At 68.4% G+C, this 20,276-nt stretch carries 17 protein-coding genes; 12 read left to right on the top strand and 5 right to left on the bottom strand.

The window, feature by feature from the left end; translation table 11 throughout:
• Positions 1 to 198: 198 nt before the first annotated feature.
• Positions 199 to 1,527, top strand: a complete 1,329-nt coding sequence (locus tag L632_RS0108580) for an MFS transporter (RefSeq protein WP_028712179.1) — start codon at positions 199 to 201, stop codon at positions 1,525 to 1,527.
• Between the two features lie 27 nt (positions 1,528 to 1,554).
• Here the strand turns inward: L632_RS0108580 and L632_RS0108575 are convergent, their stop codons facing one another.
• Positions 1,555 to 3,021, bottom strand: a complete 1,467-nt coding sequence (locus L632_RS0108575; RefSeq protein WP_028716626.1) for a PLP-dependent aminotransferase family protein — start codon at positions 3,019 to 3,021, stop codon at positions 1,555 to 1,557.
• Positions 3,022 to 3,083: 62 nt separating this feature from the next.
• Complete coding sequence (gene tpa, locus L632_RS0108570; RefSeq protein WP_028716625.1) at positions 3,084 to 4,463, bottom strand: hypotaurine--pyruvate aminotransferase Tpa; 1,380 nt, start codon at positions 4,461 to 4,463, stop codon at positions 3,084 to 3,086.
• A gap of 329 nt (positions 4,464 to 4,792) precedes the next feature.
• On the opposite strand from tpa, the gene L632_RS0108565 reads away from it, so the two are divergent.
• From L632_RS0108565 to L632_RS0108530, 8 genes are all read left to right on the top strand, one after another.
• Complete coding sequence (locus tag L632_RS0108565) at positions 4,793 to 6,004, top strand: ABC transporter substrate-binding protein (protein WP_028712176.1); 1,212 nt, start codon at positions 4,793 to 4,795, stop codon at positions 6,002 to 6,004.
• Positions 6,005 to 6,069: 65 nt separating this feature from the next.
• Entirely contained in the window at positions 6,070 to 6,924 is an 855-nt protein-coding gene (locus tag L632_RS0108560; protein WP_028712175.1) for a branched-chain amino acid ABC transporter permease, read from the top strand.
• Positions 6,925 to 6,926: 2 nt separating this feature from the next.
• Positions 6,927 to 7,898, top strand: coding sequence for a branched-chain amino acid ABC transporter permease (locus tag L632_RS0108555; protein ID WP_232215669.1), 972 nt, complete (start codon positions 6,927 to 6,929; stop codon positions 7,896 to 7,898).
• A gap of 1 nt (position 7,899) precedes the next feature.
• The gene (locus L632_RS0108550) at positions 7,900 to 8,667 is read left to right on the top strand and encodes an ABC transporter ATP-binding protein (protein ID WP_028712173.1); all 768 of its coding nucleotides are present in this window, start codon (positions 7,900 to 7,902) and stop codon (positions 8,665 to 8,667) included.
• Complete coding sequence (locus L632_RS0108545; RefSeq protein ID WP_028712172.1) at positions 8,664 to 9,368, top strand: ABC transporter ATP-binding protein; 705 nt, start codon at positions 8,664 to 8,666, stop codon at positions 9,366 to 9,368. Before L632_RS0108550 ends, L632_RS0108545 begins: the two co-directional genes overlap by 4 nt.
• Before the next feature lie 9 nt (positions 9,369 to 9,377).
• Positions 9,378 to 10,637: a Zn-dependent hydrolase gene (locus L632_RS0108540; protein WP_028712171.1), complete on the top strand. Its 1,260-nt coding sequence runs from the start codon at positions 9,378 to 9,380 to the stop codon at positions 10,635 to 10,637.
• Positions 10,634 to 12,118: a M81 family metallopeptidase gene (locus L632_RS0108535; protein ID WP_028712170.1), complete on the top strand. Its 1,485-nt coding sequence runs from the start codon at positions 10,634 to 10,636 to the stop codon at positions 12,116 to 12,118. Before L632_RS0108540 ends, L632_RS0108535 begins: the two co-directional genes overlap by 4 nt.
• A gap of 8 nt (positions 12,119 to 12,126) precedes the next feature.
• The gene (locus tag L632_RS0108530) at positions 12,127 to 12,897 is read left to right on the top strand and encodes a FadR/GntR family transcriptional regulator (protein ID WP_028712169.1); all 771 of its coding nucleotides are present in this window, start codon (positions 12,127 to 12,129) and stop codon (positions 12,895 to 12,897) included.
• 59 nt (positions 12,898 to 12,956) lie between these two features.
• Here the strand turns inward: L632_RS0108530 and ssb are convergent, their stop codons facing one another.
• Positions 12,957 to 13,457, bottom strand: a complete 501-nt coding sequence (ssb, locus tag L632_RS0108525) for a single-stranded DNA-binding protein (protein WP_028712168.1) — start codon at positions 13,455 to 13,457, stop codon at positions 12,957 to 12,959.
• A 214-nt stretch (positions 13,458 to 13,671) separates the two neighbouring features.
• Here ssb and L632_RS0108520 point away from each other — a divergent pair, with 214 nt between their 5' ends.
• Entirely contained in the window at positions 13,672 to 14,319 is a 648-nt protein-coding gene (locus L632_RS0108520; RefSeq protein ID WP_028712167.1) for a lytic transglycosylase domain-containing protein, read from the top strand.
• 59 nt (positions 14,320 to 14,378) lie between these two features.
• Here the strand turns inward: L632_RS0108520 and L632_RS0108515 are convergent, their stop codons facing one another.
• On the bottom strand, positions 14,379 to 14,948 hold the full coding sequence (locus tag L632_RS0108515) for a YSC84-related protein (protein ID WP_198019317.1): 570 nt from the start codon (positions 14,946 to 14,948) through the stop codon (positions 14,379 to 14,381).
• 88 nt (positions 14,949 to 15,036) lie between these two features.
• Complete coding sequence (gene hemB, locus L632_RS0108510) at positions 15,037 to 16,035, bottom strand: porphobilinogen synthase (RefSeq protein ID WP_028712165.1); 999 nt, start codon at positions 16,033 to 16,035, stop codon at positions 15,037 to 15,039.
• A 161-nt stretch (positions 16,036 to 16,196) separates the two neighbouring features.
• On the opposite strand from hemB, the gene L632_RS0108505 reads away from it, so the two are divergent.
• Together L632_RS0108505 and mfd are read left to right on the top strand one after the other, a co-directional pair.
• Positions 16,197 to 16,763: a hypothetical protein gene (locus tag L632_RS0108505; protein WP_028712164.1), complete on the top strand. Its 567-nt coding sequence runs from the start codon at positions 16,197 to 16,199 to the stop codon at positions 16,761 to 16,763.
• A gap of 42 nt (positions 16,764 to 16,805) precedes the next feature.
• Positions 16,806 to 20,270: a transcription-repair coupling factor gene (gene mfd / locus L632_RS0108500; protein WP_028712163.1), complete on the top strand. Its 3,465-nt coding sequence runs from the start codon at positions 16,806 to 16,808 to the stop codon at positions 20,268 to 20,270.
• Positions 20,271 to 20,276: the final 6 nt, after the last annotated feature.

Raw genomic sequence — 20,276 nt, 5'->3', positions numbered from 1 at the left:
GACGGCGGGAAAGGGGGCCGAGTCGCGGATGCGCGGCACGATATCAGGTTAGTTACCTTGACCTGGATCAAATCGGTATGCGACGATTTGCCGTATGCTTTTTGCCCCCCGCTTGCGGCAGCAATAGGGACGGAAACGCCGCGGCGGGCTTGGTCCATGCGCGGTGCGGATCTGGATCGGATCGGATTCTTCGGGAACATGAGCACAACCTCCTCCATGCCCGCCGGGCAAGCCGCGCAATCGCCCGCCTCGCCGGGGCGTCACAAGGTCTCGCCTTCGGATATCGCCGTGGGCGTCATCATCGGGCGCACCTCGGAATTCTTCGATTTCTTCGTCTTCGCCATCGCCTCGGTGATCGTCTTTCCGCAGCGGATCTTTCCCTTCACCGATCCGCTGACCGGGACGCTCTTGTCCTTCGCGCTGCTGGCGCTGGCCTTCGTCGCCCGGCCGCTGGGCAGCGCGCTGTTCATGAGCATCGACCGCCGCCACGGCCGCGTCACCAAGCTGACCGCGGCGCTGTTCCTGATGGGGACCGCCACCGTGGCCATGGGCCTGATCCCCAGCTACGAGAATGTCGGCGGCTGGGCCGTGATCATCCTGGCCGTGCTGCGCATCGCGCAGGGCCTGGCACTGGGAGGGGCCTGGGACGGCATGCCCGCGCTTCTGGCGCTGACCGCGCCGCGCAGCCGCCGCGGCTTTTACGCCATGGTGCCGCAGCTGGGCGCGCCGATCGGGCTGATCGTCGCCACGCTGCTTTTCGCCTATCTGGCGGCCAACCTGACGGCGCAGGACTTCCTGGACTGGGGCTGGCGCTATCCGTTCTTCGTCGCCTTCTCGGTCAATGTCGTGGCGCTGTTCGCGCGGCTGCGCATCGTCGCCACCGAGGAATTCGCCGAGCTCTTCGAATCGCGCGAGCTGCAGCCGACCCGCATCGGCAGGACCCTGCGCGAGGATGGCGGCGCCATCCTGCTCGGCATCTTCGTGCCGCTGGCCAGCTTTGCCATGTTCCACATGGTCACGGTCTATCCGCTGTCCTGGATCTTTCTTTACACCAACGAGACGCTGCTGAGCTTCCTGATCATCGAGGCCGTGGCCGCGACCGGCGGCATCGCCGCCATCCTGCTGTCGGGCTGGCTGGCCGACCGCATCGGCCGGCGGCGCCTGCTGCTGATCGGGGCGCTGCTGATCGGCGGCTTCGCCGTGCTGGCGCCGCTGCTGCTGTCGGCGGGCAAGACCGGCGAGGTGGTCTACATGATCGTCGGCTTCTTCATCCTGGGCCTCAGCTTCGGGCAAAGCTCGGGCGCGGTCGCCTCGCTGTTCGAGGCGCGCAACCGCTATACCGGCTCGGCCATCGTCTCGGACCTGGCCTGGATGTTCGGCGCCGGCTTCGCGCCGCTGACGGCGCTGCTGCTCTCGACCTGGCTGGGCCTGCCGGCGGCGGGGCTGTATCTGCTGTCGGGCGCGGTCTGCTCGACCATCGCCATCCTGCTGTCGGGCCGGCTGGATTTCCGCGACGCCGGAACCTGAGATCCGGCGGGCGGAGCCGGCGCCCCCCTATCCCGCCATCTCGCGCAGCGCATCGCCGATGCGGCGGATGCCCTCGGGGATGCGCTCGGCCGAGATCGAGGAATAGGCGAGGCGATAGAAGCCGCTGCCGCGACCGGGAGAGGCGAAGAACGGCGCCCCCGGCTCGATCAGCACCTCGCGCGTCTTGAGCCGGGCCGCAAGCGCGGCCGAATCCACCCCCTCGGGCGTCGCCAGCCAGAAACTCGACCCGCCGGTCGCCCCGGGCGAGGCAAGCCGCAGCCCTTCGCGCGCGATGGCGGCCAGCATCACCTCGCGCCGCCGGGCATAGGCGCGGCGCATGCGGTTGGCCTGCGCGTCGTAATGGCCCAGCGACAGGAAATGCGCCAGCGTGCGCTGCATGTGGCCGGGCGGGTGGCGCAGCACCATGCCGCGCAGCGCCCGCGCCTCGGCGATGAAACGGGGATCGGCCACGACATAGCCCAGCCGCACGCCTGGAAAGACCGATTTCGAGAAGGAGCCGATATAGATCACCGCCCCGGCCCGGTCGATGGCCTTGAGCGCGGGCGAAGGCGCGCCGGCGAAAGACATCTCGAATTCGTAATCGTCCTCGACCACCGCGAAGCCCTGCGCCTGGGCGCGGGCCAGCAGTTCCTTGCGCCGGGCCAGCGGCATGGTGGAATTGGTCGGGCATTGGTGGCTGGCGGTGGTGAAGACCGCGGCGATGCCGGGCGGGATGGCGTCGGGCGGCAGGCCGCGCGCATCGACCGGGACCGGCAGGATGCGGGCGCGGCTGGCCAGCAGGATCTCGCGCTGGCCGGGATAGGAAGGGTCCTCGACCGCGCAGGAGGTGCCGGGGCGCAAGAGCAGCTGCGCCACCAGCCACAGCGCGTTCTGCGCCCCCATGGTCAGCAGGATCTCGTCGCGCCCGGCGCTGATGCCGCGCCGGGGCAGGATCTGGCGGGCGATGTGATCGACCAGCTCCGGGTCGTCGGCATCGTAGAGATCGCCGGTGACGGAATCGAATTCGCGCCGGCCCAAGGTGCGCATGGCGCAGTCGCGCCAGGCGGCATGGTCGACCAGCGCCGGATCGGCCTGGCCATAGACGAAGGGATAGGCGAAGCGGCGCCAGTCGCGCTCGCGATCCGTGCGGGCCGCGCGGGCGAAACGGCCTTCCAGCTGGCTGTCCCAGTCGAAGCGCGGCGTGTCCGGGGCGGGGGGCTCGGCCTCCAGCCGCCGCTCGATGCCGTCCGAGATGTAATGGCCCGAACGGTCGCGGCTGGCCAGGTAATCGGTCGAGACGAGTTCCGCGAAGGCCTGCGCCACCGTCACCCGCGCCACGCCCAGATGCCGGGCCAGCGCCCGGGTCGAGGGCAGTTTCTCGCCCGCGCGGAAGCGGCCGGCGGTTACCGCGGCGATGATCTGGCGGCGCAGCTGCACCTGCAGGGGCAGGCCGGCGGCATGGTCCAGGAAGAAGGCGTCGGGGGGAATCGGCATGGGGTGATCCGCGGCGGCTGACGGGGTCCATCAGTTCCCCGAATGCCGCCGCGGATCAAGGGTCAGGCAAAGACCTTGGTCAGGGCGTTGTCGATGGCATCGGTGATGCGGTCGATGTCGTCGGCCGTGGCGATCAGCGCCGGCGACAGGCAAAGCGTGTTGTTGAAGCCGGGCAGCGAGCGGTTGGTCGCGCCGATGATGACGCCCTGCGCAAGGCAGTCAGCCACGACGGCCTGCACCTTCTTCTCGTCCATCGGCTCTTTCGTGGCGCGGTCCGCGACCAGCTCGGCGCCGCAGAACAGGCCCTTGCCGCGCACGTCGCCGATGACCTTGTGCTTTTCCATCAGCGCGTTGAGGTTCGCCAGCGTGCGCTCGCCCATGGCGACGGTGTTGGCCAGCAGGCCCTCGTCCTCGATGATGCGCATGTTCTCGATCGCCGCCACCGGCCCCGAGGTGCAGCCGCCGAAGGTCGAGATGTCGCGGAAGAAGCTCATGCCGTCCTCGGGCGCGTCCTTGAACATCTCGAAGACGCGTTCGGTGGTGACGGTGCAGGAGATCGCCGCATAGCCCGAGGCGACGCCCTTGGCCATGGTGACGAAATCCGGCTCGATCCCGTATTGCTGATAGCCGAACCAGGTGCCGGTGCGGCCAAGCCCGCAGACCACCTCGTCGATATGCAGCAGGATGTCGTATTTGCGGCAGATCTCCTGCACGCGCTGCCAATAGCCCTCGGGCGGGGTGATGACGCCGCCGCCCGCCGTCACCGGCTCCAGCACGAGGCAACCCACGGTATCGGGGCCTTCGCGCAGGATCACCTCCTCGATGGCGTCGGCGGCGCGCTCGCCATAGTTTTCCACGTCCCATTGCTTGCGGTATTCAAGGCAATGCGGCACGCGCACGAAGCCGTCGGGGAAGGGGCCGTAGGCGATGGCGCGCTGGTCCTGGCCGCTGGTCGCCAGCGTGCCGATGGTGGTGCCGTGATAGTCGCGGTCGCGGTAGAGGATCTTCCATTTCTTGCCGCCATGGTGGCGCGCCGCGATCTGGCGCACCATCTTGTAGACCTTCTCGTTCGCCTCGGAGCCCGAGTTCGAGTAATAGACCCGGGTCATGCCCGGCATCTTCTCGATCAGCTTTCGGGCGAAGACGGCGCCCGGCACGGTGCCCGCCGCGCCTGCGTAATAGTTCAGCTTGACCAGCTGGTCGCGGATCGCATCGGCGATGCTTTCGCGGCCATAGCCCACGTTCACGGTCCAGACGCCGCCCGAGACGGCATCGAGGAACTCGCGCCCGGTGGCGTCCCACAGCCGCATGCCCTTGCCCTCGACAAAGACGCGCGGGTCGATGGTCTCATACTGCTTGTGCTGGCTCAGGTGGTGCCAGACATGGGCGCGGTCGGCGGCGACCACATGCGACATGTCGTTGGGGTTCAGATCGAGCGTCATGGCCGGACTCCTGCGCAAAGGGGTTTTCTCCTGACTGCGCCCGAACGCGGCAAAGCGATAGAGCCAGATTGTGCCAATATATGGGGCCAGTTTGGCGAGCCTGGGCCGAATCGGATCCGGTGGCATGCCCTTGTCGCGCATTTCCACGCGGCCGCTTTTGCGGATGCGAAAGTATTGCTGCGTCGCAGAAACAGTTAACAGATTGATTTAAAACTGAAATATTTGGAGCGCAAGGCGAGACCGCTTATAGACAGATAATCATATCTATACGTATAGTTTTGAAAGTTGCCTCCCAAGAACCAATGCAACGCCAACAACAGGGTTTGCTCATGCTCAATCGTCGCCGTTTCCTGACCACATCCACGCTGGCCGCGGCCTCGCTCGCCGCGCCGGGGCTTGTCACCCGCGCCCTTGCCCAGGGCGAGGCGCTGAAGATCGGCGTGCCGGTGCCGATCTCGGGCGCCTTCGCCGCCAACGGCAAATTCGCCACCATCGGCGCGGTGATGGCCGCCGAAGAGGTCGCGGCCGCGCATGGCGTGCAGGTCTCGACCCTCGACCTCGATACCGAGGGCAAGCCCGCGACCGCAGTGCGCAAGGTGCAGGATGCGCTGGCACAGGACGGGGTGAAGCTGTTCGCGGGCGGCATCCTCTCGTCGGAATCGCTGGCCATGGGCAAGGAGGTCGAGCGCGGCGGCGGCGCCTTCATGACCACCGCCGGCGCCGACGAGATCACCGGCGTCGATTGCAACAAGGCCACTTTCCGCTGGTCGGTGCCGACCTATGGCGCCATCAACGAAACCGTGCGCCCGATCATCGACGCGCTGCCCGATGCCAAGAAATGGTATACGATCACCCCGCAATATGTCTTTGGCGACGGGCTGCTGAACGCCGCCAAGGATGTGTTCGCGGAAAAGGGCATCGAGCATGTCGGCAACAGCTACCATTCGCTGACCGACAAGGAATTTTCCGGCTACCTGACCAATGCCATCGCCGCGCAGCCCGACGTGCTCTTGCTGCTGAACTTCGGCGCGCAAAGCTCGGACACGCTGCGGCAGGCGGTCAGCTTTGGCCTCAAGCAACGCATGACCATCGTCGTCGCCTGGGCCTCGGGGCTGGAGCAGTTCGAGGCGCTGGGGCCGGATATCTGCGAAGGCGTCTATTTCGGCGCGCAATACTGGCACGGCGCCGATTCGGCGCTGAACCGCGAGCTGGTCGCCAAGGTGCAGGAAAAGCACGGCTTCAACCCGAACTATTCCTTTGCCGGTTCCTATATCTGCGCGAAACTGCTGCTGGAGGCGGCGGTCAAGGCCGGCTCGCCGGATGGGGCGGGCGTCGCCGCGGCGCTGAACGGGCTGAAATATCAGGGCCTGACCGGCGAGGAAGAGATCCGCGCCGCCGACCATCAGGTCATCAAGGACTACTACCTGCTCAAGGGCAAGGCCAAGGCCGACATGGCCGACAAGGACGATTACGCCGAGATCATCAGCGCCGGCAAATCCTTCCTTGCGCCCGAGGATGCCGGCTGCGCCATGCCCGCGTGATCCCCCGCCTCCCCGCGCGATTGCGGTCGCGCGGGGCCTTTTCGCCCGGTTTCAGGGAGAAGCCCGTGATCTACCTTTTCCAGGTTCTGAACGGCATCGGTCTGGGGATGCTGTATTTCCTCCTCGCCGTCGGCCTCAGCGTCATCTTCGGCCTGTTGCAGTTCGTGAACTTCGCCCATGGCGCCTTCTACCTGCTGGGCGCCTATCTGACCTATGACCTGACCATGCGCGGCTTCAGCTTCTGGGCCGCCATGCCGCTGGCCACGCTGATCGTCGCCGGCCTTGCCGCGCTGATCGAGGCGGTGCTGCTGCATCGCATCTACAAGCTGCCGCATACCTTCCACATCCTGGTGACGGTCGGCCTGGCGCTGGTCGTGCAGGAACTGGTCATCATCGCCTGGGGGCCGCTGGGCGGCTCGGTGCCGGCGCCCGAGGGGCTGCAGGGCGTCGTGATCCTGGGCGATTTCATCTATCCGCAATACCGGCTGTTCACCATCGGCCTCACCGTCGTGCTGGCCGGGCTGCTGTGGTGGCTGCTGGAGGGCACGCGGCTGGGCGCCATCGTGCGCGGCGGGTCCGAGTCGCCGGCGAACATGGCGCTGCTGGGCTACAACACGCTGCGCATCAACACCGCCGTCTTCGGTTTCGGCGCCGGGCTGGCGGGGCTTGCGGGCGCGCTGGCCGCGCCGATCCGCGGCGTCGAGCCCTTCATGGGGATCGAGGCGCTGTCGGTGGCCTTCGTCGTCGTCGTGATCGGCGGCATGGGCAGCTATACCGGCGCGCTGGTCGCGGGCCTGCTGGTCGGGGTGGTGCAAAGCGTCATGACCACGCTCTGGCCCGAGGGCGCGCGGCTGATGATCTATGTCGGCATGGCGCTGGTCATCGCGCTGATGCCCCGCGGCCTCTTGGGGAGGGCATGAGCATGAACCCGCTGGACAAACCCTATGCGCAGCTGGCGCTGGCGCTGCTGACCGTGCTGGTCCTGCCGCTGTTCCTGAAATCCGGCATCCTCGCGACCGAGATCCTGATCTTCGCCATGGTCGTCGCTGCCTGCAACCTGCTGCTGGGCTATACGGGCTTGCTGTCCTTCGGGCAGGGCATCTTCTTCGGCATCGGCACCTATGTCGCGGGCATCTGCCTGACGCGCTGGCAGGTCCCGGTGCCCCTGGTGCTGGCCGGCGCGGCGGTGCTGGGCGCGGCCACGGCCACGCTGGTCGGCTGGCTGTCGATCCGCCGGCAGGGGGTCTATTTCGTCATGCTGACGCTGGCCTTTTCGCAGCTGTTCTATTTCGTCGCCTATACGTTCAGCGGCGTGACCGGCGGCGACAACGGGCTGCTGGGCGTGCCGCGCCCCTCGGTCGGCGGCACGGCGCTGAACGCGCCCTGGTCCTATTACACCTTCGTCGCCATCTGCTTCGTGGCGGTCTTTGCGATCCTGGTCATGGTCACGCAATCGACCTTCGGCCGCACCCTGCTGGCGATCCGCGAGAACGAGGGGCGGGCGGCCGCCATCGGCTTCCCGACCAAGCTGTTCAAGCTTGAGGCTTTCGCCATCTCGGGCGCGGTCACGGCCTTCGGGGGCGCGCTGCACGCGATGCTGATCGGCGTCGCGCCCTTGTCGAACATCGAATACCACACCAGCGAGCTGATCCTGATCATGACCATCATCGGCGGCAGTTCCAGCCTGTTCGGCTCGGTGCTGGGGGCGGGGTTCTACCTGCTGCTGGCCGATGCGCTGTCCACCGTCTGGCCGCGCTGGCTGCTGCTTCTGGGCCTGGTGCTGGTCACGGTGGCGCTGTTCCTGCAACGCGGGCTCTGGGGGCTGGTCGAGCGGGGCTACGACCTGGCCTTCCGCCGCGAGCGCGCGCCCGAAACCCCGGCCGAGGAGCATTGAGATGACCGACATCGCCTTGCAGACCCGCGGCCTTGGGGTCAAATACGGCACCTTCCACGCGCTGGCCGAGGTGGACCTGCAGATCCGCCGCAACTCGGTCCATTCCATCATCGGGCCGAACGGGGCGGGAAAGACCACGCTGTTCCACGCGCTGACCGGGCGGGTGCGGGCATCCTCGGGCCGGATCGAGCTGGACGGGCGCGACATCACCGACACCTCGGACGACGACCGGGTGCGGCTTGGCATCGCGCGCTCGTTCCAGGTGACCAGCCTGTTTCCGAACCTGGCCCTGCGCGAGAACCTGCGCCTTGCCGCCCAGGGCCGCACGCCCTGGCAGGCGCTGGCGCCCTGGCGGCGGGCGGAAGCCAATGCCGAGGCGCTGGCCATCGCCGACGAGGTGATCGAGCGTCTGGCGCTTGCCCCCGTGGCAGGCCGGCTGGCGGGCGAGCTGTCGCATGGCCAGCAGCGCCGGCTGGAGGTGGGCATGGCCATGGCCGCGCGGCCGCGCGTCATCCTGCTGGACGAACCGACCTCCGGCATGGGCATCGACGATATCGAGGCGATGAAACAGCTGATCCGCGACCTCGGCCGCGACCATACCGTGCTGTTCATCGAGCATAACATGGGCATCGTGATGAACATCTCGGACATGGTCACGGTGATGCGGCTGGGCCGCAAGCTGGTCGAGGGTCCGCCCGCGCAGGTCCGCGACGACCCCGAGGTGCAGCGCGCCTATCTGGGCAACATGATCACGGGGGACATCGCATGACCGCCGCGCTGAAACTGACCGACCTGCACGCCTATTATGGCAAGAGCCACATCCTGCAGGGCGTCACGCTGGAGGTCGGGCCGGGCGAGATCGTCACCCTGCTGGGCCGCAACGGCGCCGGCAAAAGCACGACGCTGAAGACCGCCGTCGGCCTGATCGCGCCGCGTCAGGGCCGGGTCGAACTGGCCGGCCGCGACGTCACCGGCCAGCCGGCGCATCGCATCGCCGCGGCGGGGCTGTCGCTGGTGCCCGAGGATCGCGGCATCTTCCAGCTGCTGACCGTCGAGGAGAACCTGCGCATCGCCGCGCGCCGCGGCTCGCCTTGGGCTCTGGCCGACATCTATCGCATCTTCCCGCGGCTGGAGGAGCGCAGGAAGAACGGTGGCGGCCAGCTTTCGGGCGGCGAGCAGCAGATGCTCTCGATCGCCCGGGCGCTGCTCAATGGCCCCAAGGTGCTGATGCTGGACGAGCCGGTCGAGGGCCTCGCCCCGATCATCGTCGAGGAGATCGTCGCCCAGATCCGCCTGATCCGCGAGGCCGGCGTGCCGATCCTGCTGGTCGAGCAGAACCTTGCCGTCTGCAGCCAGCTTGCCGACCGGCATTACATCCTGGAACTGGGTCGCATCGTGCATTGCGCCACGGCCGGGCAGTTCCGCAGCGACCCCGAGACCATCGACCGCTATCTGGGCGTCAAGGCGTAAGGAAAACCCATGTCCAACCTGAATATAGACGCTGCCCGGCTGTGGGACAGCCTGATGGAGACAGCGCAGATCGGGGCCACGCCCGACGGCGGCATCGCCCGGCTGACGCTTTCGGACGAGGATCGCCGCGTGCGCGACTGGCTGCGCGCCCAATGCGACGCGCTGGGGCTGGAGATGGTGGTGGACGAGGCCGGCAACATGTTTGCCACCCGTCCCGGCGCCCGCGCGGACCTGCCCGCCATCGCCATGGGCAGCCATCTGGATACCCAGCCCACGGGCGGCAAGTTCGACGGCGTGCTGGGGGTGTTGGCCGGGCTTGAGGTGCTGCGCACGCTCGACGCCGCCGGCTACCAGACCGAGGCGCCGCTGATGCTGGTCAACTGGACCAATGAGGAGGGCTCGCGCTTTTCGCCGGCCATGCTCGGTTCGGGCATCTGGGCCGGGGTCTACAGCCGCGACTATGGCGACGGGCGGGTGGACGCCCGCGGCGACAGCTTCGGCGCCAGCCTCGACCGCATCGGCTATCGCGGCGAGGCCAAGGCAGGGTCGATCCGCTTCGGCGCCATGTTCGAGCTGCATATCGAGCAGGGTCCGATCCTCGAGGCCGAGGGCGCGCAGATCGGCGTGGTGCAGGGCATCCAGGGGATGCGCTGGTTCGAACTCACGCTGACCGGCACGGCGGCGCATACCGGCTCGACCCCCATGGCGATGCGCCGCAACGCGCTGCTGGGCATGGCGCGGGTGATCGAGGGCATCGACCGCATCGCCAAGGCGCATGAGAACGCGGTGGGCAGCATCGGCTTTCTGGAAATCGCCCCGAATTCGCATAACGTGATCCCCGGCCAGGTGCGCGCCACCATCGACCTGCGCCATCCTTCGGACGCGGTGCTGGATCGGATGCAGGCCGAGGTCGAGGAACTGGTGGGGGATGCCGCCCAAGCGGTCGGGCTGGAAAGCCGGCTGGAGCAGATCTCGCGCACCGCGCCGGTGGTCTTCGACGCCGAATGCATCGCCTCGGTCAGGGCGGGGGCGCAGGCGGCGGGCTATGCGACGCGCGACATCATCTCGGGCGCCGGCCATGACGCCGCCCATGCCGCGGCGGTGGCGCCGACGACGATGATCTTCGTGCCCTGCAAGGACGGGCTGAGCCACAATCCCGCGGAATCGACCCAGCCCGAGGAATGCGCCGCCGGCGCGCAGGTGCTGCTGGAGGCGGTTCTGGACTATGACCGCCGCATGGCCGAGGCCCGCAAGGAGGCCGCCGCATGACCCGCCTTGTCCTGGCCCGGCTGAACCACGAGACCAACAGCTTCTCGCCCGTCAAGACGCCGCTGGCCGCCTTCGCCCCGAAATGGGGCGAGGAGGCGCTGGCGGCGGCCGGGAACTATCCGGCCGCCATCGGCGCCTTCCACGCCTTCGCCCGCCGCATCGGCGCCGCGGTGGAGGTGCCGTTGATCGCCCATGCCATGCCCTCGGGGCCCGTCGAGGACGAGGCCTTCGAGGCCATGGCGCAGGCGATCCTCGCGGCGGTCGAGAAGGGCTGCGACGGCATCCTGCTGGACCTGCACGGCGCCATGGTCACCCGCAGCCATGACGATGGCGAGGGCGAGCTTCTGCGCCGGGTCCGCGCCGCCGCGCCGGGCGTGCCCATCGGCGTGGCGCTGGACCTGCATGGCAACATTACCCAAGCGATGCTGGAGCATTGCGACGTGATCGTCGGCTTCAAGACCTACCCGCATGTGGACATGGTCGAGACGGGCGAGCACGTGCTGCGCCTGTTCCAGCCGCTCCTCTCCGGCGCAGCGCGCCCGGCCATGGCGCTGTGCCATCCGCCGATGCTGGCGGCGACGCTGTGCATGAACACCACCACCGATTGCGCCATGACCGACCTGATCGCGCTGGCGCGGCAGGCCGAGGCGCGGCCGGGCGTGCAGGCGGTGACGGTCTTCGGCGGCTTTCCCATCGCCGACCTGGCCGAGACCGGCCTGTCCATCGTCACCGTCGCGGACACGCCCGAGCTTGCCCGCGAGGTCGCGCGGGAACTGGGCCGCGAGGCATGGCGGCGGCGCGCCGAATATGTCTATGCCGAGGAGCCCCTTGCGCAATCCATTGCCCGCGCCGCCGCACTGGCGGACGGTTCGGCGCCGGTGCTGCTGCTGGATCATGGCGACAATTGCATGTCGGGCGGCAGCTGCGACGTGATGGACGTGCTGGAGGCGCTGCTGGCCGCCGATCATGACGGGATCATGGTCGGCCCGATTGCCGATCCCGAGACCGTAGCCCGGCTTTTCGCGGCGGGCGAGGGGGCCGAGGCCGAGATCCGACTGGGCAACAAGACCCCGGCCGAGGGCCTGCCCGCGCCGCGCCCGCCGCTGCGGCTGACGGGCCGGGTCGCGGCGCTGTCGGACGGGCGCTATCGCGTCTCCGGGCCGATCTATCACGGGCAGGAGCTGTCGATGGGCCGCGCCGCCGCCTTCGATACCGGCGCCGCGCGCATCGTCATCTGCGAGCAGCCGCACGAGCCGCTGGACCTGGGCTGTTTTTCCTGTGTCGGCCTTGACGCCGCGCAGGCGCGCTTCCTGCACCTGAAATCGCGCATGTATTGCCGCCCGGTCTTCGAGCCGCTTGCGCAAGCCGTGGTGGAATGCGCAAGCTCGGGCGTAACCGCTTCGGATTACGATCTGTTCGCTTTCAAAAAACTCGCCCGGCCCATATATCCGCTGGACCCCGGGACAATCTGGCAAGGCTGAAGGACCGCATGGATCAGGACGCGCCGGCAGGCAAGGAACGCAGGCTTACCCGCATCAAGCTGTCGGACCAGGTGGCCGAGGACATCCGCCGCCGCATCGCCCGCGACGGGTTGCTGCCCGGCGACCGCCTGCCGCACGAGCGCGCGCTGATGGAGCATTACGGCTGCTCGAAAGGCACCATCCGCGAGGCGCTGAAGGCGCTGGAGGTCGAGGGGCTGGTGCGCATGCTCTCGGGTCCGAACGGCGGGCCCGAGATCCAGCCCGCCTCGATCGACATCGTCACCCAGCAGCTGCGGCAATACCTGCATTTCCAGAAGATCGACTTCGCCCAGGTCTACGAGCTGCGCCAGTCGCTGGAGGTCAGCCTGGCCCGCAACGTCATCGGCAAGCTGACCGAGGCGCATTTCCGCCGCCTGGAAGAGAACATCCGCATCTGCGAAGCGGCGAACGCGGCGCAGGACCGCGCCGTGGTGCGCCGGGCCGAGACCGAGTTCCACGACATTCTCTGCGAGGCCTCGGACAACGTGATCCTGGTCTTCATGTGCCGCTTCCTGAACAGCATGCTGCGCGATCTGGTCAGCTATCGCAGCGAAAGCATGCGCGAGCACGAGATCTTCGGCGAGGCGAATATCGAAAGCCACCGGCAGCTGCTGGCCGCCTTCCGCGCCGAGGACGGCGATGCCGCCGGCCGGATCATGCACGATCACATGTGCTGCGCCGAAAGCTACATGCGCCGGCTGGATGCCTCGTTCCGCTCGGACCTGCTGAGCCGGTTCTGAAACGGAAAATCCCGGCCGCGAGGGGCCGGGATTCTTGGGGCCGGATTTGGCATCCGCGATCAGAACGGGATGTCGTCGTCGAATTCGGGACGGTTCTGCGACTGCCCGCCGCCGGACGCGCTGCCGCCCGAGGAGGCGCCGCCGCCATAGCCGCCGCCCCCGTAGCTGCCGCCGCCATAGCCCTCGTCGCGGCCACCGCCGCCGGCGCCGCGGCCGTCAAGCATGTGCAGCTCGCTGCGGAAGGGGCGCAGGGCGACCTCGGTCGAATAGCGGTCGTTGCCGCTCTGGTCCTGCCATTTGCGGGTTTCCAGCTGGCCCTCGACATAAACCTTGGAGCCCTTTTTCAGATATTGCTCGGCCACGCGGACCAGCGGCTCGGAATAGATCGCCACCGTATGCCATTCGGTGCGCTCGCGCCGCTCGCCGGTATTGCGGTCCTTCCAGGTTTCGGACGTCGCGATGCGCAGGTTGGCAACCTTGCCGCCGCTGGGGAAGGTGCGGACTTCCGGGTCCTGACCCAGATTGCCGACCAGGATCACCTTGTTCACGCTGCCTGCCATGCTGCGGGTCCTTTTTGTTGGGGTTGTCTTGCGCGGAGGTGTAGCGCGGAGGCCCTGCTTAAGGTAGCGCGCCGGCGAGCGGAAGAGGATATCGGCGGAAATCCGCCGAAGATTCCGGCGTCGGCCGCGTCAAGGAATCCTCTTGCGGCGCCCGCCCGGCTTTGCGCTATAGTGCCGCACAAAAAAAGACGACGGCATGCATGAGGGACCAGAGATGCTTTCACGCAATCGGGCGATGCTGCGCCAGTTTGGCCGGGCCGCGATGGCCCTGACGATTTCGGCCGGGCTGGCCGTTCCCGCCGCGGCCGATGGGCTGCGGCTGCAGGCGAAAAGCGGCAAGTCGCGGCTGGCGCAGTTCGAGCGCCAGACCCGGCTGATGGATTCGCGCCTGGCCGGGCAATACCAGCAATCGGCGCGGCTGCGCCCCGGCGGCACCTCGACCAAGAGCGTGGTCGAGCTGGACTTGCCGACCGCAGTTCCCGCCTATAACGGCAACCGGCGCAGCCAGTATCTGCCCCATGCCCGCGCCATGGCCCGCAAGCACGGCATCCCCGAGGACCTGTTCCTGCGGCTGGTGCAGCAGGAATCGGGCTGGAACCCCTCGGCGCGCTCGCACAAGGGCGCGCGGGGGCTGGCGCAGCTGATGCCGGGCACCGCCGCCAAGCTGGGCGTCGATCCGAACGACCCGATCCAGAACCTGGAAGGCGGCGCGCGCTATCTGCGCATGATGTACAACACCTTCGGCAACTGGCGGCTGGCCCTGGCGGCCTATAACGCCGGGCCGGCGGCGGTGGCGAAATACGGCGGCGTGCCGCCCTATCGCGAGACGCGCAACTACGTGCGCATCATCCACGGCAGCTGAAGCACAAAAGGCCGGGCAGGGCGCCCGGCCTTTCCGGTTCCGGTCGCGGGGCCGCGGCCTCAGAAGGTCGAGGGGATGATGCGGGTGTATTTCGTCCCGGCGATCGAGGCGCCGGCCATCAGCCCGGACTGGCCGAAGACCATCGCCACCACCGGCTGCTGCGAGGTGATGGTGTCGGTGCCCATCGAGACGCCGCCGGCGGGCAGGGCGTAATAGGCCCCGGCCTCGGCCACCCAGCCGGGCGCCTTGCGGAAATCGGCCAGCGCCGCATCGGTCTGGAAGATCAGCACATGCGCATATTGCTGGGCGCCGATCTGCAGGCCGACGCTGGCCTGGGTCGCCGAATAATAGTCCACCGTCACGTTGTTGATGCGCAGCGCGCCCTGGCCGTAGGCGCCGCCGACGCCGAATCCCGCCTCGGTCATCAGCGGCATGTAAAGCACGCCCTTGGCGTTCTGCACCATGGGCGCGACATTGGGATAGCTGCGCAGCAGGAAGTCCCGCGTCGCATCCACCCGCGCGTCCAGCCGCGAGGGCGCGTCCTGCCCGACCGCGTTCGAGCAGCCCGCAAGCCCCAGCGCCGCGCCGCCCAGCAGCAGGCCGCCCCGCAGCACAAGGCGCCGGCTCATCCCTCTGGAATTCATCATCTTTCGCCCTCGTTCCTGTTCGGCGGCTGGCCCGCCTGTCAAGGCGGCGATGATAAAGGACCGCCCGCCCTCATGCCAGCCTTTCGGCGACCTGCGGCGCGTAATAGGTCAGGATGCCGTCGCAGCCGGCGCGGCGGAAGGCGAGCAGGCTTTCGGCCACCACATCGCGCGACAGCCAGCCGTTGCGGATCGCGCCCTCGATCATCGCGTATTCGCCGCTGACCTGATAGGCGAAGGTCGGCGCCGCGAACTGGTCCCTGACCATGCGGCAGATGTCCAGATAGGGCATGCCGGGCTTGACCATGACCATGTCGGCGCCCTCGGAGAGGTCGCGGGCGACGCAGCGCATCGCCTCCTCGCGGTTCGCCGGGTTCACCTGATAGGTCTTCTTGTCGCCCACCAGCCGCCCCGAGGCGCCCACCGCGTCGCGGAACGGGCCATAGAAGCCGCTGGCGAATTTCGCCGCATAGGACAGGATCGCCACGTCCTTGTGGCCGTTCGCCTCCAGCAGGCCGCGCAAGGCGCCGATGCGCCCGTCCATCATGTCCGAGGGACCCAGGATATCCGCCCCCGCCTCGGCCTGGACCAGCGCCATGCGGCCGAGCGCCTCGACCGTCTCGTCGTTCAGGATCACGCCGTCGCGCACCAGCCCGTCATGGCCGTTGGCGTTATAGGGGTCCAGCGCGATATCGGTCATCACCGCCAGCTCGGGCGCGACCTCCTTGATGGCGCGGATGGCGCGGTTGCCGATGTTCTCGGGGTCCCAGGCGCGCTCGCAGCTCTCGGTCTTCAGGTCCGGATCGGAATGCGGAAAGATGCAGATCGCCGGGATGCCCAGCCGCATCGCGGTTTCCGCGGCGCGTTTCGCGCCCTCCAGCGTCAGCCGCTCGACCCCGGGCATCGAGGGGATCTCGCCCTCGCCGCCGGCGATCTCGGTCACGAAGATCGGCCAGATCAGGTTGGCGGGGGTCAGGTTCACCTCGGTCACCATGGCGCGCAGCGCCGGCGTGCGGCGCAGCCGGCGCAGGCGGGCGGCGGGGAAGGGGGCGGCGATCGGGGTCGGGGACATGGCGGGGCCTGTGGCTGCGGGGATCTGGACCCGAAACTGCACCCTGGGCCGGCAGCGTGCAACCCCCGTGGCGCCGCCTTCTGCCGGCGGCGGAAAATCGTGGTTTTCCTTTGCGTCACGCCCGGTTAGTTTGCCTGTCGCAACCGATGCAAGGAGAAGACGTGCTCCGACCCGAGGGAATCCTCGCCCTGCTGGACAGCCGGTCCTTCGGCTCGATCTGGTTCTGGGTGATCCTGACTCTGGCCTGGACCATGGCGGGGCGACGCATTCTCGGCGTGCCCTCGGACGTGATCGCGGGGGCCATCGGGGCCGAGCCGGGCCCCGAGGACGACCCGGCGGCGCTGACGCTGCTCGACTGGCTGTCGCTGACCCTGCCGCGCTGGCGCGTCGACCGGCGCGAAGGCGCGATCCTGCTGGGGCTGGGCTCGTTCCTGCTGACGACGCTGGCCATCCTGGGCTTCGGCTACGGGCTTGAGATGGCGCAGGCGCTGGTGCTGCTGGTCCTGCCCTTCGCCCTGCTTTTCGCGCTGGAACTGCGGCTGGCGCGGCGGCTGCGCGCGGTGCTGGCCCGCGCCGAGGTCGGCCAGCCGGTGAACGAGGCCGGGGCCGAGGCCGCGCGGCTGATGCGCCGCCACAAGGCGGTGATCGTGGCGATGTCGATCCTGGCCGTGGCGCTGACCGCCTTCTACGGCGCGGTCTGGATGATCGCGCATCCCTTCGGGTTCTGAACCGGTCTTGACTTCGCCCGTGCCGGCTTTACCTCGGGGCGCATGGCACCGCATCCCGAACACCTGATCCTGTCCGGCGCGCCCGAAGGCATGGACGCCGCGCTGGTCGCGCGCGAACTGGCCCGCGGCAATCCCGTCATCCACATCGCCCGCGACGACCGGCGCATGGCCGCGATGCGGGCGGCGCTGGGATTCTTCGCGCCTACGGCCGCGGTGCTGGAGTTTCCGGCCTGGGACACCACGCCCTATGACCGGGTCTCGCCCGCCGCCGGGGTGATGGCGGCGCGCATGGCGGTGCTGACGGCGCTGGTGCATGGCGCGCTGAAGGGGCCCTTCGTGCTGCTGACCACGCTGTCGGCCGCGATGCAGCGCGTGCCCGCGCGCGAGGCGCTGCGCGACGCCGGCTTCTCGGCCGCCGTGGGCGACCGCATGGATGAGGCCGCGTTGCGCGCCTTCCTTGCCCGCATGGGATTTTCCCAGGCCCCGACCGTGACCGAGCCCGGCGATTTCGCGGTCCGGGGCGGCATCATCGACATCTTCCCGCCCGGCGAATCCGGGCCGATCCGGCTGGACATGTTCGGCGACGTGCTGGAGGGCGCGCGCAGATTCGACGCGGAAACACAGCGTTCCATCGAAAAGCTCGACCGGATCGAGCTTGCGCCCATGTCCGAGGTGATCCTGGACGAAGCCGCCATCACCCGTTTTCGCCAGAACTACCGCGTGGAATACGGCGCCGCCGCCAACGATCCGCTTTACGAAGGCATCAGCGCCGGCCGCAAGATGGCGGGCATGGAGCATTGGCTGCCCTGGTTCCATGCCCGGCTGGAAAGCCTGTTCGACTACCTTCCCGACGCCTCGGTGGTGGCCGACGACCATCTGGACCAGGTCCGCGACGCGCGCTGGCACACGATCTCGGAACAGTTCGAGGCCCGGCGCGAGGCGCTGGCCCGCAAGGGGGGCACCGACACGGTCTATCGCCCGGTCCCGCCCGCCGAGATGTTCCCGGACGAGGCCGAATGGTCGCGCTGGCTGGCCGCGCATCGGGTGCTGCGCCTGTCGGTGCTGCCGCAGCCCCCCGGCCCCGGGGTGCTGGATGCCGGCGGCCGGGTCGGCCGCAGCTTCGCGCCCGAGCGGCAGGCCGAGAAGGGAAACCTTTTCAAGGCGCTCGCCGATCATATTCGAAGCCTTCAAGCTTCGCGCCGGGTGGTGATCGCCAGTTTCTCGGAAGGCGCGCGCGAACGGCTTGCCGGGCTGATCGCGGACGAGGGCATCAAGGGCGCCAAGCCCATCGCCGACCTGCGCGACCTGCCCGGCCAGCCCGGCGCGCTGGGTCTGGCAGTCTGGCCGCTGGAGGAGGGCTTCACCTCGGACGGCGCGGCGACCGGCGCGCTTGCGGTGATCTCGGAACAGGACGTGCTGGGCGACCGGCTGATCCGGGGCGCGAAACGGCGCCGCAAGGCCGAGAATTTCCTGCGCGACACCACCACGCTGACCCCCGGCGACCTGGTCGTGCATGTCGAGCACGGCATCGGCCGCTATACCGGGCTGGAAACCGTCAAGGCGCTTGGCGTGCCGCATGATTGCGTGGCGCTGGAATATGCCGGCGGCGACCGGCTTTACCTGCCGGTCGAGAATATCGAGCTGCTCAGCCGCTACGGGCATGAGGAGGGGCTGCTCGACAAGCTGGGCGGCGGCGCCTGGCAGGCGCGCAAGGCGCGGCTGAAGGAACGGATCAAGCTGATCGCCGACCGGCTGATGCGCGTCGCGGCCGAGCGTCTGCTGCGGCCCGCCCCGGTGCTGGAACCCGAGCATCACGAGATCGAAAGCTTCGCCGCCCGCTTTCCCTATGCCGAGACCGAGGACCAGGCCAGCGCCATCGCCGACGTGGCCGAGGATCTGGCCGCCGGCCGGCCGATGGACCGGCTGGTGGTGGGCGACGTGGGCTTCGGCAAGACCGAGGTCGCCATGCGCGCCGCCTTCATCGCCGCCTCGCAGGGCCGGCAGGCCGCGGTGGTGGCGCCGACCACGCTGCTGGCGCGCCAGCATTTCCGCACCTTCGCCGAACGTTTCCGCGGCACCGCGATCAATGTCCGGCCGTTGTCGCGCTTCGTCTCGGCGAAAGACGCGGCCGAGACCCGCAAGGGCTTGGCCGAGGGCACGGTCGACATCGTCGTCGGCACCCATGCCGTGCTGTCGAAGCAGGTGCGGTTCAAGAATCTCGGGTTGCTGATCGTCGATGAGGAGCAGCATTTCGGCGTCGCCCACAAGGAGCGGCTGAAGGAGCTGCGCAGCGACATCCACGTCCTGACCCTGACCGCGACGCCGATCCCGCGCACCTTGCAACTGTCGCTGACCGGGGTGCGGGACCTGTCGATCATCGGCACGCCGCCGGTGGACCGGCTGTCGATCCGCACCTACGTATCGGAGTTCGACAGCGTGACCATCCGCGAGGCGCTGCTGCGCGAGAAATATCGCGGCGGGCAGAGCTTCTTCGTCGTCCCGCGCCTGGCTGACCTGCCCGAGGTCGAGGAGTGGCTGAAGGAACACGTCCCCGAGGTCAGCACCATCGTCGCCCATGGCCAGCTGGCGGCGGGCGACCTGGACCGGCGCATGAACGCCTTTTACGACCGGGGGGCGGATGTGCTGCTGGCGACGACCATCGTGGAATCGGGGCTGGATATTCCGACCGCGAACACCATGGTGGTCTGGCGCGCCGACATGTTCGGCCTGGCGCAGCTTTACCAGATCCGCGGCCGGGTGGGGCGTTCCAAGACCCGGGCCTATTGCTACCTGACCACCAAGCCGCGCGTGCCGCTGACGCCCCAGGCGATGCGGCGGCTGAAGTTCCTGGGTTCCATCGACAGCCTCGGCGCCGGCTTCAACCTCGCCTCGCAGGACCTGGACCTGCGCGGCGCCGGGAACCTGCTGGGCGAGGAACAGTCCGGCCATATCAAGGAGGTGGGCTTCGAGCTTTACCAGCAGATGCTGGAGGAGACCATCGCCAAGCTGAAATCCGGCGAGATCGAGGGCACGCCCGAGGACGAATGGGCGCCGCAGCTGAACCTGGGCGTGCCGGTGACGATTCCCGAAAGCTATGTGCCCGACCTGGACGTGCGGCTGGGCCTTTATCGCCGGCTGGCCGAACTGACCACAAAGGTGGAGCTGGAAGGCTTCGCCGCCGAACTGATCGACCGGTTCGGTCCCCTGCCGCGCGAGGTCAACACGCTTCTGCTGGTCATCCGCATCAAGGCCATGGCCAAGCGCGCGAACATCGCCAAGCTGGACGCGGGGCCGAAGGGCGCGACCATCCAGTTCCACGGCGACAAGTTCCCCAATCCGGCCGGGCTGGTCGAGTTCATCCACGACCAGCGCGGCCAGGCCAAGGTCACCGACAACCGGATCGTCGTCCTGCGCGACTGGCCGACGGATGCCGACCGCATCAAGGGCAGTTTCGCCATCGCCAAGGAACTGGCGGCGAAGATCAAGGAAGGCAAGGCGAAGGGCTGAGGCCGG

Source organism: Paracoccus sp. J39 (genome assembly GCF_000518925.1).
Taxonomy (GTDB): Bacteria; Pseudomonadota; Alphaproteobacteria; order Rhodobacterales; family Rhodobacteraceae; genus Paracoccus.
Note: the sequence above shows the minus strand (reverse complement) of the source record. Positions and strands in the feature narration are given on the sequence as shown.